This window comes from Xanthomonas sp. LF06-19, assembly GCF_034105425.1.
Lineage (GTDB): Bacteria > Pseudomonadota > Gammaproteobacteria > Xanthomonadales > Xanthomonadaceae > Xanthomonas_A > Xanthomonas_A sontii.
This window is the reverse complement of sequence record NZ_JAXGGH010000006.1, coordinates 233,429-245,809: the sequence shown is the minus strand read 5'-3', so window position 1 is coordinate 245,809 and position 12,381 is coordinate 233,429. Positions and strand designations below refer to the sequence as shown.

10 protein-coding genes are annotated in these 12,381 nt (G+C 66.8%); 3 read left to right on the top strand and 7 right to left on the bottom strand.

What is annotated here, in order from left to right; genetic code table 11:
- Positions 1 to 463 precede the first annotated feature (463 nt).
- Together SLW55_RS13795 and ispG are read right to left on the bottom strand one after the other, a co-directional pair.
- Complete coding sequence (locus tag SLW55_RS13795) at positions 464 to 1,174, bottom strand: phosphatase PAP2 family protein (protein WP_152236849.1); 711 nt, start codon at positions 1,172 to 1,174, stop codon at positions 464 to 466.
- Positions 1,155 to 2,420, bottom strand: coding sequence for a flavodoxin-dependent (E)-4-hydroxy-3-methylbut-2-enyl-diphosphate synthase (gene ispG / locus SLW55_RS13790; RefSeq protein WP_017909991.1), 1,266 nt, complete (start codon positions 2,418 to 2,420; stop codon positions 1,155 to 1,157). The genes SLW55_RS13795 and ispG overlap by 20 nt, the downstream gene beginning before the upstream one ends.
- 124 nt (positions 2,421 to 2,544) lie before the next feature.
- On the opposite strand from ispG, the gene SLW55_RS13785 reads away from it, so the two are divergent.
- The 3 genes from SLW55_RS13785 to SLW55_RS13775 all read left to right on the top strand — a co-directional run bounded on the left by SLW55_RS13785 (position 2,545) and on the right by SLW55_RS13775 (position 6,203).
- Positions 2,545 to 3,768, top strand: a complete 1,224-nt coding sequence (locus tag SLW55_RS13785; RefSeq protein ID WP_043091040.1) for an ATP-binding protein — start codon at positions 2,545 to 2,547, stop codon at positions 3,766 to 3,768.
- Positions 3,765 to 4,331 (top strand): response regulator transcription factor, encoded by a 567-nt coding sequence (locus SLW55_RS13780; RefSeq protein WP_152236850.1) that lies wholly within the window; start codon positions 3,765 to 3,767, stop codon positions 4,329 to 4,331. The genes SLW55_RS13785 and SLW55_RS13780 overlap by 4 nt, the downstream gene beginning before the upstream one ends.
- Positions 4,332 to 4,409: 78 nt before the next feature.
- Positions 4,410 to 6,203, top strand: coding sequence for a sensor domain-containing phosphodiesterase (locus SLW55_RS13775; protein ID WP_193312619.1), 1,794 nt, complete (start codon positions 4,410 to 4,412; stop codon positions 6,201 to 6,203).
- Positions 6,204 to 6,231: 28 nt separating this feature from the next.
- Here the strand turns inward: SLW55_RS13775 and SLW55_RS13770 are convergent, their stop codons facing one another.
- The 5 genes from SLW55_RS13770 to SLW55_RS13750 form a co-directional block, all read right to left on the bottom strand.
- Positions 6,232 to 7,794, bottom strand: a complete 1,563-nt coding sequence (locus SLW55_RS13770) for a sodium/sugar symporter (protein ID WP_152236851.1) — start codon at positions 7,792 to 7,794, stop codon at positions 6,232 to 6,234.
- Between the two features lie 96 nt (positions 7,795 to 7,890).
- On the bottom strand, positions 7,891 to 10,479 hold the full coding sequence (locus SLW55_RS13765; protein WP_152236852.1) for an exo 1,3/1,4-beta-D-glucan glucohydrolase: 2,589 nt from the start codon (positions 10,477 to 10,479) through the stop codon (positions 7,891 to 7,893).
- 453 nt (positions 10,480 to 10,932) lie between these two features.
- The gene (locus SLW55_RS13760) at positions 10,933 to 11,391 is read right to left on the bottom strand and encodes a hypothetical protein (protein WP_152236853.1); all 459 of its coding nucleotides are present in this window, start codon (positions 11,389 to 11,391) and stop codon (positions 10,933 to 10,935) included.
- A 187-nt stretch (positions 11,392 to 11,578) separates the two neighbouring features.
- Positions 11,579 to 11,788, bottom strand: coding sequence for a hypothetical protein (locus SLW55_RS13755; protein WP_152236854.1), 210 nt, complete (start codon positions 11,786 to 11,788; stop codon positions 11,579 to 11,581).
- A 297-nt stretch (positions 11,789 to 12,085) separates the two neighbouring features.
- Positions 12,086 to 12,229 carry a hypothetical protein gene (locus tag SLW55_RS13750; RefSeq protein ID WP_017912154.1) on the bottom strand — a complete coding sequence of 48 codons (144 nt, stop codon included), beginning with the start codon at positions 12,227 to 12,229 and terminating at the stop codon, positions 12,086 to 12,088.
- Positions 12,230 to 12,381: the final 152 nt, after the last annotated feature.

The following is a 12,381-nucleotide window of genomic DNA, read 5'->3' as shown; positions in this document are numbered from 1 at the left end:
GCGCTGCCCGCACCATCAGGCGGAAGAAATCAATTCTCTCCATTGGACGGACGTTCGCGAACAGCAGCTTCGAACCTTTCAGGCTGAGGATTGCCATGCGCGAGCCAGTCACATCCGAAAACCGCCATTTGCGCCCTACCCAACTCTTCTGCAGTGGCCCCAATAAAGCCGCTACCCGGCAAACCCGACTCCTGCTGTACGACTATCGCTGTGAGCGGGGGCAGCTGATTTAGCAAGCAATACGACTGAATAGGCTCAAGTAGCTGACCAAGACCCGCGGGATGTGCGCCCGTGAGCGCGGCCAACTGAAAGTAGGTTAAAGACTGGCGATGGCGTGCCGCCCACGCCAGCACTGCCCAAATCTGACACGCTCGCTCGGATCTGGTCATGTGTTCATCCTTCGCAGGTTTTGGAAGCGACGGCACAGCGAGCGCCAGCAGTGTGGATTGGCGCGTACTGGAGATCATGCCAATGCGCGCCGCGCACGCCAGCGCGGCCGGCGCTCGCCGCGGAACAGCAGCAGGTACAGCCCCACCACCCACACCAGCGCCGCGCTCCAGCCGCCGAGGATGTCCGAGGGGTAATGCACGCCCAAGTACACCCGCGACACGCCGACCAACAGAGTGAAGCTGCCGGCCAGCCACAGCACCGACCAGCGCCAGCGGGTACGCCAGCTCAGCGCGATCAGCACCGCGGCCAGGGTCATCGAGCCCATCGCGTGGCCGCTGGGAAAACTGAAGGTGTGGTGTTCCGGCGCGATCGACTCCCACAGGCTGGGCCGGTCGCGCTGGAAGAACTGCTTGGCGCCCATGTTCAACAGCGCCGAGCCAATGAAGGACAACGCGGCGAACAGCGCCTCGCGCCAGCGGCGCATGCCCAGCAGCACCAGCACGATCAGCGTGTCCAGCGGGATCACGCCGTACTGGTAGCCGGCTTCGGTGACCACGGTGAAGAAGCGGTCCCAACCCGGGCTGGTCAGGCCGCGCATGCTCCACAGCAGCGGCTCGTCGAAATACAGGTCTTCCAGCGCATGCACTTCGTCGGCCAGGGCCACGAACACGCCCAATGGCAGCAGGACTCCGGCGAACAGCAGCACCACGCGCCAGGCATTGAGCCGCAGCCAGCGGCGCAGGCCGGCCGCCTCGGCGGCGGATTCACCCGGTGCGGCGGACATAGGTGCGTTCGACGTACTCGTCGATCAACGCCACGAACTCATGGGCGATGTTCTCGCCACGCAGGGTCACCTTCTTCTCGCCGTCGATGAACACCGGCGCGGCCGGCGCTTCGCCGGTGCCCGGCAGCGAGATGCCGATGTTGGCGTGGCGCGACTCGCCCGGCCCGTTGACCACGCAGCCCATCACCGCCAGGGTCATGCTCTCGGCGCCGGGATGGGTCACCTTCCACTCCGGCATCTTCGCGCGGACGTGGTTCTGCACCACCTTGGCCAGCTCCTGGAAGAACTCGGAGGTGGTGCGGCCACAACCCGGGCAGGCGGTGACCAGCGGAGTGAAGGCGCGCTGGCCGGTGGTCTGCAGCAATTCCTGGGCGACGATCACTTCCTGCGTGCGCGACTGCCCCGGCTCCGGGGTCAGCGAGATGCGGATGGTGTCGCCGATGCCTTCCTGCAGCAGCACCGCCAGCGCCGCGCTGGAGGCGACGATGCCCTTGCTGCCGATGCCGGCCTCGGTCAGGCCCAGGTGCAGGGCGAAGTCCGAGCGCTGCGCCAGGTCGCGGTACACCGCGATCAGTTCCTGCACGCCGCTGACCTTGCAGCTGAGCACGATACGGTCGCGGCCCAGGCCCAGCTCCACCGCGCGCTCGGCCGAGTCCAGCGCCGAGCGGATCAACGCCTCGCGCAGCACCCGGCCGGCATCCCACGGCACTTCGCGCCGCGAGTTCTCGTCCATCAGCTGCGCCGCCAGCGCCTGGTCCAGCGAACCCCAGTTGGCGCCGATGCGCACCGGCTTGTCGTATTTCAGCGCGAACTCGATCAGCTGCGCGAACTGGGTGTCCTTCTTCTTGCCGAAGCCGACGTTGCCGGGATTGATCCGGTACTTGGCCAGCGCCTCGGCACAGGCCGGCTCCGCCGCCAGCAGTTGGTGGCCGTTGTAGTGGAAGTCGCCGATCAGCGGCACCTCGATGCCCATCATCCGCAGCTTGTCGACGATGCGCGGGATCGCCGCGGCCGACTCGGGATTGTTGACGGTCAGGCGCACCAGTTCCGAGCCGGCGCGCCACAGTTCGGCCACCTGCTTGACCGAGGAGGCGACGTCGGCAGTGTCGGTATTGGTCATCGACTGCACCACCACCGGCTTGCCGCCGCCCATGGTGACGCCGCCGATGCGGACCGGCTGGGTGAGACGGCGCGCCCAGGGCGCGGCATCGGCGGGAGGCGTGGGGCGGCTGACGGCATCGTACATGCGCCCATTTTAGCCTGCGCGGCCGCTCCTGCCGCACGCGCCGGCACCGCCGATTCAGCCAGGCGGCACCGCTGCGACGGTTTGTCGCAGGCAGCCCCTGGGTCCAGCGCATACGATGCGCAGCATGGATTCGACCGATGCCTCCTTCCTGCGCACCCTGTGCAGCCTGCGCTGGCTGGCCACCGCCGGCCAGGCCGCGACGATCCTGGTGGCGACCTGGCCGCTGCAGTTGCCACTGCCGCAGGCGCCGTTGTGGGCCGGCGTGGCGGTGCTGGCGCTGTTCAACCTGTACGCGCAGCTGCGCCTGCGCCATGCCGACTCGGCCGCGCCGGCCACCGCCTTCGGCCACATCCTGGTCGACGTGACCGTGCTGACCTGGATGGTCGGCTGGAGCGGCGGCATCGGCAACGCCTTCGGCTCGCTGTTCCTGGTGCTGATCGCGCTGGCGGTGCTGGCCCTGCCGCTGCGCTGGGCGCTGGCGGTGGCGCTGGCCTGCGTGGCCGGCTATGCGGTCAGCGCGCTGTTCGGCCTGCCGCTGCCGCACGGCCCCTACCAGGCGCTGGACCTGCAGCGTTGGGGCATGGCCGCCAACTTCCTGCTGTCCACGGTGGTGGTGCTGGTGTTCTCCACCCGCCTGGCGATGGCCATGCGCGAGCGCGAGCGCGAGCTGGCGCTGCTGCGCGAGCGCTTCACCCGCAACGAGGGCATCGTCGCCCTGGCCACCCATGCCGCGTCGGTGGCGCACGAGCTGAACACGCCGCTGGCGACGATGACCCTGCTCACCGACGACATCGCCGAACAGAGTACCCAGCCGGAGCTGCGCGAGGACCTGGACACCCTGCGCGAACTGCTGGTGCAGTGCCGCGAACGGGTGCTGGCGCTGGCCGCACCGGCGCAGCGCGCCGGCGGGCAGACGGTGTCGCTGGCGCAGGTACTGCACCAGTGGCAACTGGTGCGGCCGACCGTGCGGCTGCGCCGCAACGACGACGCGCCGCTGCAGCTGCGGATGGAAAGCGCCATCGGCCATCTGCTGCAGGTGTTGCTGAACAACGCCGCCGACGCCGGCGAACGCGCCGGCCACCCCCAGGTGGACCTGAACGTGCGGGTCACCGGCAGCGAACTGGTCGGCGAGGTGCGCGACTACGGCGGCGGCTTCGACGCCAACCAGGTCGGCCTGCCGGCCACTCTGTTCCGCAGCGGCAAGCCCGAGAGCATGGGCGTGGGCCTGGCGCTGTCGCATGCGACCATCGAACGCCTGGGCGGTGAGTTGTGGACCGAGCCGGCGCCGGACCACGGCGCCCGGGTCGGCTTCCGCCTGCCGCTGCTCGCCCTGGAGACCTCCGCATGAACACCGACACCCCGCTGGGCCTGCTGGTCGACGACGATCCGCTGTACCTGCGCACCCTGCAGCGCACCCTCGCCCGCCGCGGCCTGGAGACGCGCACCGCCGACAGCGCCGCCGCCGCACTGGCGCTGGCCGCCGAGGCGCCGCCGGACTACGCGCTGATCGACCTCAAGCTCGGCGACGAATCCGGCCTGGCGCTGATCCAGCCGCTGCGCGCGATCCGCGCCGACATGCGCATCCTGCTGGTCACCGGCTACGCCAGCATCGCCACCGCGGTGGAGGCGATCAAGCTCGGCGCCGACGACTACCTGCCCAAGCCGGCCACGGTGCCGATGATCCTGCGCGCGATCGGCCTGGAGGCCGAGGAGGAGGACGACGAGGACGGCAGCGACGTGCCGGACGCGATGACCCCGCTCAGCCGCCTGCAGTGGGAGCACATCCAGCAGGCCATGCACGAGACCGGCGGCAACGTCTCCGCCGCCGCGCGCCTGCTCGGCATGCACCGCCGCTCGCTGCAGCGCAAGCTGGCCAAGCGGCCCAGCCCGCAGCGCGATCCGCCACGCTGAGGCAGGCGGCGCGGCGGTGGCCTGAACCGCTCTTCCGGCCGGCGCTCAAGTCCCCTGGTACCGGGCCGATAACCCGGCATGCTGAAGTCTCCCCCACCCGCCTTGCTGGACGAGCCGCAACGGCTCAGCGCCCTGCGCCAGCTGTGTCTGCTGGACACGCCGGCCGACCAGGTCTTCGATCTGGTCACGCAGTTGGCGTCCCGCTACCTGCGGGTGCCGATCGCGCTGGTCTCGCTGATCGACGAACAGCGCCAGTGGTTCAAGTCCCGGGTCGGCCTGGAGGTTCCGCAGACGCCGCGCAGCCAGGCGTTCTGCGCCTATGCGATCCACAGCCCGGAACTGATGGTGGTGCCCGATGCCCGCCAGGATCCGCGTTTCCGCGACAACCCGCTGGTCACCGGCCCGCCGTTCATCCGCTTCTACGCCGGCGCGCCGCTGCTGATGGCCGATGGCGCCAGCCTGGGTACGCTGTGCGTGATCGACAGCGAGCCGCGCCACGAGTTCGACGAGGTGGCGCGCCGCACCCTGCAGGACCTGCGCGACCTGCTGATGGTGCGCATCGACACCCTGCGCAACAGCGGCTTCGTCGATGCGCTGACCGGCCTGCCCAACCGCAGCCGCTTCAACGACGACCTGACCATGTGGCTGTCGCTGCAGACCGCCGACCACCACGACACCGCGGTGGCGATCGACGTGTGCGGCATCGACTATTTCCGCGACATGGTCAAGGCGCTGGGCTGGGAGTACGCCGAGGGCTACCTGCTGGCCACCCGCGACCGCCTGCGCAAGGCGCTGGGCAACCTGCCGCTGTACCGCATCGACACCACCACCTTCGTGTTCATCATGGAAGGCAGCGACACGGCGCATCTGGAGTACTGGTGCGAGCACCTCTGCGACGCCTTCGCCGCGGCGATCGACCACCAGGGCATTCCGCATGCGGCCAGCCCCTCGCTGGGCGCGGTGCGTCTGGACGGGGCGCTGAGCGCCAATCACACGGTGCGCTCGCTGACCACTGCGGTGGACATGGCGCGCCAGCGTGGGCAGCGCTGGAGCCTGTACGAGCGCAACCACGACGCCAACCAGCGCAATGCCTTCCGGATCCTGGCCGCCTTGCCCGAAGCGCTGGAGGCGCGCGGCCAGCTGAGCCTGCACTACCAGCCACGGGTGAGCCTGCGCAGCGGCGAATGCGTGGGCGTGGAAGCGCTGCTGCGCTGGCAGCATCCCTTGCTCGGGACGGTGGCGCCGAACGACTTCATCCCGCTGGCGGAAAAGACCGCACTGATGAGCCGCATCACCGCCTGGGTGCTGCGCGCCGGCATCGCCCAGGCGGCGCTGTGGCAGCAGCGCGGCTATCGCTTCAGCGTCTCACTGAACGTGTCGGCGGTGGACCTGGAACAGGCCGACTTCATCGCCCGGCTGCAGGCGCTGCTGCAGCAGCATGCGCTGGCGCCCGGCGCACTGGAGATCGAATTCACCGAGAGCGCGATGATCCGCGATCCGCAGCGGGTGGCCGAACAACTGCAGCAGATCAGCGCGCTCGGGGTGAAGATCGCCATCGACGACTTCGGCACCGGCTACAGCAACCTCGGCTATCTCAAGAACATTCCGGCCAGCGCACTGAAGATCGACCAGTCGTTCATCCGCGCCCTGCCCGGCAGCCGCAGCGACGGCATGCTGGTGCCGTCGATGATCCATCTCGGCCACGACTTCGGCCAGCAGGTGGTGGCCGAGGGCATCGAGAGCGCAACCGTGTACCGGATGCTGCGCGACTGGGGCTGCGACGAAGGCCAGGGCTACTGGATCGCGCGGCCGATGCCGGCCGAGGCGCTCGACGCCTGGCTGGCCGAGCCGTGGCAGGGCGGCGACGTCTGAGCGCACCACGCCACGGCCGGCCCGTGGCTCACCAGAACACGGCGTACAGCGCCACCAGGATCGCGATTACCACGGCGGCGCCGAGCTTGAAGCCCAGCGTGGTGCCGTAGCGCACATCGTCGGTGCGGATCAGGTCGCGCGCAGGCGCCAGCGGGGTGAGCAGCGACACCACCACCGCCGCCACCAGCGACAGCACGAACACCAGGCCGATGCGGTCCATGAACGGCAGTTCCGGCCACAGTTTCTTGAGCGCGAACGACAGCAGCACCGAGCCGATCGCCGCGGTCAGTGCGCCGGCCTCGTTGGCGCGCTTCCAGAACAGGCCGAGCATGAAGATCACCACCACGCCCGGGGTGAAAAAGCCGGTGAATTCCTGGATGAACTGGAAGCCCTGGTCGAAATTGCCCAGCAGCGGCCGCGCGGTGAGGATGCCGATCAGCACCGAGGTCACCGCGGCCACGCGGCCGACCCGCACCAGCTGCGGCTGGTCGGCCTGCGGGCGGAACTTGGCGTAGAAGTCCAGGGTGAAGATGGTCGCCACCGAATTGATCTTGGAGGCCAGCGAGGCCACGATCGCCGCCACCAGCGCGGCGAACACCAGGCCGAGGATGCCGCTGGGCAGCAACTGCATCATGGTCGGATAGGCCTGGTCGGGCTTGGCCAGGTCCGGCGCCAGCACCACCGCGGCGATGCCCGGCACCACCACCACCACCGGCATCAGCAACTTCAGGAACGCGGCGAACACCATGCCCTTCTGCGCCTCGCCGATGTTCTTGGCCGCCAGCGCACGCTGGATGATGTACTGGTTGAAGCCCCAGTAGCTGATGTTCATCACCCACAGGCCGCCGAGCAGCACGCTCAGGCCCGGCAGATCCTTGTAGAACGGGTTGTCCTTGGACAGGATCATGTGGAAGTGCTCGGGGTGCGCGTTCCACAGGTGGCGGAAGCCGGCGAGCACGCCGGCGCCGTCGCCGATCCGCGAGAGGGTCAGTCCGGCGACCAGCAGACCGCCCAGCACCAGCAGGGTGACCTGGACGATGTCGGTCAGCGCCACCGCCTTCAGCCCGCCGTACAGCTGGTACACCAGCGCGAACACGCCGATCAGCGCCAGCGCCAGGGTCTGATCCATGCCGGTGACCTGGCTCACCGCGATCGAGCCCAGCCACAGGATCGAGGTCAGGTTGACGAACACGTACAGCAGCAGCCAGAACACCGCCATCAGCGTGCGGATCCACTTGCCGTAGCGCTGCTCCAGGAACTGCGGCATGGTGTAGATGCCGTTGCGCAGGAAGATCGGCAGGAAGAACTTGCCGACGATCAGCAGGGTCAGCGCCGCCATCCACTCATAGGAGGCGATCGCCAAGCCGATCGCGTAACCGGAACCGGCCATGCCGATGATCTGCTCGGCGGAGATGTTCGCCGCGATCAGCGAGGCGCCGATCGCCCACCACGGCAGAGTCTTGCTGGCCAGGAAGTAATCTTCCGCGCTCTTGCGGTGTCCGGCTTTCTCCCGCGAGACCCATTGCGCGAGCAGGAAGATGCCCGCCAGGTAGACCACCACGATCGCCACATCCAACGTCGCCAACCCCACTGCCTTCTCCTACGGGCCGCAGCCCTGTCGCACCGTTGTCCATGACGCCGCCCGCGTGGGCGGCGCCGCTCGTTCAAGAAAACCGTTCGCCGCCGCTCAATGCAGCGGGCAGTCGACCACGCTCTGCGCGTCGTTGCTGCTGCCCAGCGCGATCCGCGACAGCGACAGATCCAGCGCGCCGTCGCTCTCGATCAAGGGCAGGCGCTCAAGCCGGGTCAGGTCGGCGCCGGCCACCGCGAAGCACTTCAGCGGCACGCCGAGGGTGCGCCACTCGCCCTTGGGCAGCGCGGCCAAGGCCTTGCCGAGGTCCAGCCGCGCGCCGCAGTCGTGGCCGCAGGCCACGCCGATGCGGGCGGCGGCGCCGGGCGCCGCATCCACCTTGACGGTCAGGATCAATTGCACGTCGCCATTGCTCTCGCGCGACACGTCTAGCGGCTTGGGCAACACCAGCGCCAACCCGGACTTGCCGCTGCCGGACCAGACGAAGCGTCGCGCATCCTCCTGCGCCTTGTGGTCGATCGCGGTGACCTTCAGCGAGCCGTCGGCCAGTGCCGCCGGGAAGGTCGCCGCCGGCAGATTGGCCTGCGTGCCGCCGAACAGGATCAGATTGATGCCCGCCGCCGGCTTGCCGCGGTCCAGGTACACCCCACCCACCGCCTGCGCGCCGGACACGCCCGACACCTCGGACAAGCGGCTCAGATCGCCCTTGTCCTCGTAGGTGAGGCCGTAGCCGAAAGCGAACTGCGGGCTGTAGTTCTTCTGCCCGACGTTGTTGGCGAACTGCACCGCGGTGCGCGGCCAGGAGAAGCTCAGCTTGCCGTGGAAGTCGTACTGCACGCTGCCGTCCGCCTTGCGCAGCAGCACGTCGGCGATGCCGGCGCCTTCCGAACCCGGCAACCAGGCCGCGACGAAGGCGTCGGCGGCGTTGATCTCGCGGTTCACCCACAGCGGCCGCCCGCTCAGGAACACCGCCACCACCGGGATGCCCTGGGCCTTGAGCGACTTGATCAGGTCCAGGTCGCTGTCGTCGCCGGGCTTGTACAGCAGCGTGGCGATGTCGCCCTGGAATTCGGCGTAGGGATGCTCGCCGAACACCACCACCGCCACGTCCGGCTTGGTGGTGAACTTGCCGTCCACCGCCAGTTCGGCATTGCCGCCGGCGGCGCCGACCTGCTGCTGCAGGCCCTCCCAGATGGTGGTGCCGTTGGGGTAGTCGGCGCGCTTGGTGCCGGTGCCCTGCCAGTTAAGGGTCCAGCCGCCGGCCTGCTTGCCCATGTCGTTGGCGCCGTCGCCGGCCACCAGCAGCTTGAGCTGCGGCTTCAGCGGCAACAGCTGCCCCTGGTTCTTCAGCAGCACCAGCGATTCGCGCACCGCCTGCCGCGCCACCGCGCGGTGTTCGGGCGCGCCGAGCAGCTCGAACTTGCCGCCGAGCGGACGCTGCGACGGCTTGCCGGCCTCGAACAGGCCCAGGCGCAGCTTGACTCGCAGGATGCGCCGCACCGCATCGTCCAGCCGCGCCATCGGGATCTGCCCCGACTTCACCGCCTTCAGCGCGTTCTCGTAGACGCCCTTCCAGCTGTCCGGGGCCATCAGCATGTCCACGCCGGCGTTGAACGCGGCCGGGCAATCGTCGTTGCGGCAGCCGGGCACCTGGCCGTGGCCGTTCCAGTCGCCGACCACGAAGCCGCCGAAATGCATCTGCCCCTTCAGCACGTCGGTCAGCATGACCGTGTTGCCGTGCATCTTGACCCCGTTGACGCTGTTGAACGAGGCCATCACCGTCTGCGCCCCCGCGGCGATCGCCGGCGGATAGCCGGCGCCGTGGATGTCGCGCAGCTGCTGCTCGCTGATCCGGGTATCGCCCTGGTCCTTGCCGTCGGTGGTGCCGCCATCGCCGAGGAAGTGCTTGACCGAGGAGATCACGTGCGACCCGTCCAGGAAACCCGACGTGCCGGGCACGCCCTGCAGCCCCTCGACCACCTTGCCGGCGTAGCTGGCCACCACCTCGGGCGACTCGGAATAGCCTTCGTAGGTGCGGCCCCAGCGGTCGTCCTGCGGCACCGCCACGGTCGGGGCGAAGGTCCATTCCATGCCGGTGGTGCGCGTCTCGGCGGCGGTGATCTCGCCGATCTTGCGCATCAGTTCCGGGTCGCGGGTCGCGCCCAGGCCGATGTTGTGCGGGAACAGCGTGGCGCCGACGATGTTGCTCTGCCCGTGCACCGCGTCGATGCCGAAGATGATCGGAATCGCAGGTCCGGCACCGTCGGTCTGCATCGACGCCGTGTAATAGGCATCGGCCAGCGCCAGCCACTGCGCCGGGCTGGCGTCGTACTTGCCGCCGGGATCGGAATTGCCGCCAGCTAGCACCGAACCGATGTGGTACTTGCGCGCGTCCTCCGGGGTCATGCTGCCGATGTCGCCCTGTACGGTCTGCCCGACCTTCTGCTCCACCGACATCTGCGCCATCAGCTTGGTGATGCGCGCCTCCAGCGCCGGATCCTCCTTCAACGGCCAGGCCGGCGACGGCCACCGGTCCGGATGGATCGGCGGCGGCGGCGCGGCCGCCGGTGCGACCGGCACGGAGCGACCGGGAACGGCGGCGGCCAACGCCAGCAGGCCAAGCGCAGCGGCCGCGGCCAGCGCCGTGCGAAACGGCGCGCGCGCGCCAGCGGTCTGTGTGTGCAAGAGACTCCCTCCCAGGAACGGCGAACGCATGCCATGTCGCGGCCGGACCGCACACGCCGAGGTGCGGCCGGCGCCTACGCTTCCCGAATCGCCCCAAGCCTGTCAACCGCGACGCGAGGTATGCCTCGACGCCGCACGGATATCGACTGACGCTATAGCGATGGAATACCGGGTTTGCTTGGGGTGACTGGCATGGACTTGTTTTGCTTCACCAGCATACGCAGCGTCGCTGCGGAGATTTTGCTGCATCGCAGTAGAACCGACATTGCACACTGCGCAGATCTGGGACCGCATACGGGCAGATGACGCACCTGATCGCTTGCCAGTTCGATGGCCTTCTTACCCCGTCATGGAGCATGGCCGAATCCGTGACGGTGACGTCTGGTAGGCAATCAATGTCGAACCGAGACGGAGTCGTTCGCCACAGGCCCGCCGGCACAAGGACCATTCCTCCTAGATCGAGGCTCTCAGTCGACAGGCAGCGATAATGTCCTTCCATTGCCCGGAGGCAAGCAATGACGCATCGAGATTGACGACATGGTCGTTCCTGCGGAACGCGAACGCATACACCTGATCGAAAAAATCTGGAGAAAACAAACTTTCATAGCGATTAAAAGCCCCGCCATACATGCACAGGGAGAACCTGCAGCCCTCCGCATCGAACATGCTTGCCAAGGCCCGATGAATTTCTGCAGAGATCGCATCCGGAGCAGCCACGACCGTCTCGAGGAGCAATACGCCGTTCGGCCAATCGTCGCCAAGCATCCTGTAAACGGACGCTTCGCTCCGCGAACTGATATCCCGCTTCAGCGTTGCATATGCTCCCTGCAAGGAAGCTGCATCAAAAACACCGTAGCACAGAACGGAGAATGTGCTTGCGCCATAAACCGAGAGGAAATCAACGGCGCGCATAAATGTAAAAATCGAATTTATTCATGACCTATACACCTTCAATCCCAGAAAGGACGATACTGACCGCCTCATTCCCTAGGCCGCCTCAGCAAAGCCAAAATCAATCTCGCCGGACACATACCCACTAGATTTATTGCACGTACAGAGCTCATGCATGCCGAGCTCGATATACACGAGCAGCCAATAATCATTGCAGCCTTTTCCTAAGCCGCCAAGCATTAAAAAATTCAAATACTGTAACGGCAGAAAAAAACAAAGCAAAAAAAAGAAGAAGCTTCGCCAGCCACAATACATTTATAATCCATGCGATAGATGCCGCAACAGCAACAAACAAAATAAGCTTAATTCCACTACGAAAGCGAATCTCTGATTGCCTTATGCGAACCTCAATTCTCATCCCCTATCCTCCACAGCGGCACTACCACCAATAGCCATGGCGGCTACCAGTGTCAGCCGCCTTGCTCCGCATACTGCCCAGATGATCTGCCAGGAAATGCGCTCGGCCATTGACGTCATTCCGCGCATAGCGCTCATCCATACCAAGCCCTGTCAGGATCAGGTTGACGGTGCCGCCCTACGTCTCTTGCACCGCATCCAGTCCATCATACAAATAGCTGATCGTCTGTCCGCCTTCGGCCTTGCTCATTCTTCGGCCCAGCGGGTCGTAACCGAAGTTGGAAATGCTTGCTGCCCCCTATTTCCTTTCGACTAACTGGTCGCGCGCGTTCCAGACATAGGTGCGTACGCCGTCGGAAAGCAAGTTGCCGTTGGCGTCGTAGCTGAGCGCCTGGCCATCGGCCTGGGCTTGACGGTTGTTACTGCCGATCTGCGCCACCAAGCGGCCGACCTAGTCGTAGCCCTAGCCATAGCCGATCTCGCCCAGGGCCCTGCCGTCCGAATTCATCATCTGCATCAAAATCACCCAACCTTCCAAAGTTATTGACCTCAGATGATTGGAAACCATTATCCCGGGAGAGTTACTAGACAAAA

What these genes read in the sequence shown, in the direction of transcription:
- SLW55_RS13780 (WP_152236850.1), top strand. Translation starts at nt 3,765, where the DNA reads ATGAACACCGACACCCCGCTGGGCCTGCTGGTCGACGACGATCCGCTG.
- SLW55_RS13795 (WP_152236849.1), bottom strand. Translation starts at nt 1,174, where the DNA reads ATGTCCGCCGCACCGGGTGAATCCGCCGCCGAGGCGGCCGGCCTGCGC.
- SLW55_RS13760 (WP_152236853.1), bottom strand. Translation starts at nt 11,391, where the DNA reads ATGCGCGCCGTTGATTTCCTCTCGGTTTATGGCGCAAGCACATTCTCC.
- SLW55_RS13775 (WP_193312619.1), top strand. Translation starts at nt 4,410, where the DNA reads ATGCTGAAGTCTCCCCCACCCGCCTTGCTGGACGAGCCGCAACGGCTC.
- SLW55_RS13755 (WP_152236854.1), bottom strand. Translation starts at nt 11,788, where the DNA reads ATGAGAATTGAGGTTCGCATAAGGCAATCAGAGATTCGCTTTCGTAGT.
- ispG (WP_017909991.1), bottom strand. Translation starts at nt 2,420, where the DNA reads ATGTACGATGCCGTCAGCCGCCCCACGCCTCCCGCCGATGCCGCGCCC.
- SLW55_RS13785 (WP_043091040.1), top strand. Translation starts at nt 2,545, where the DNA reads ATGGATTCGACCGATGCCTCCTTCCTGCGCACCCTGTGCAGCCTGCGC.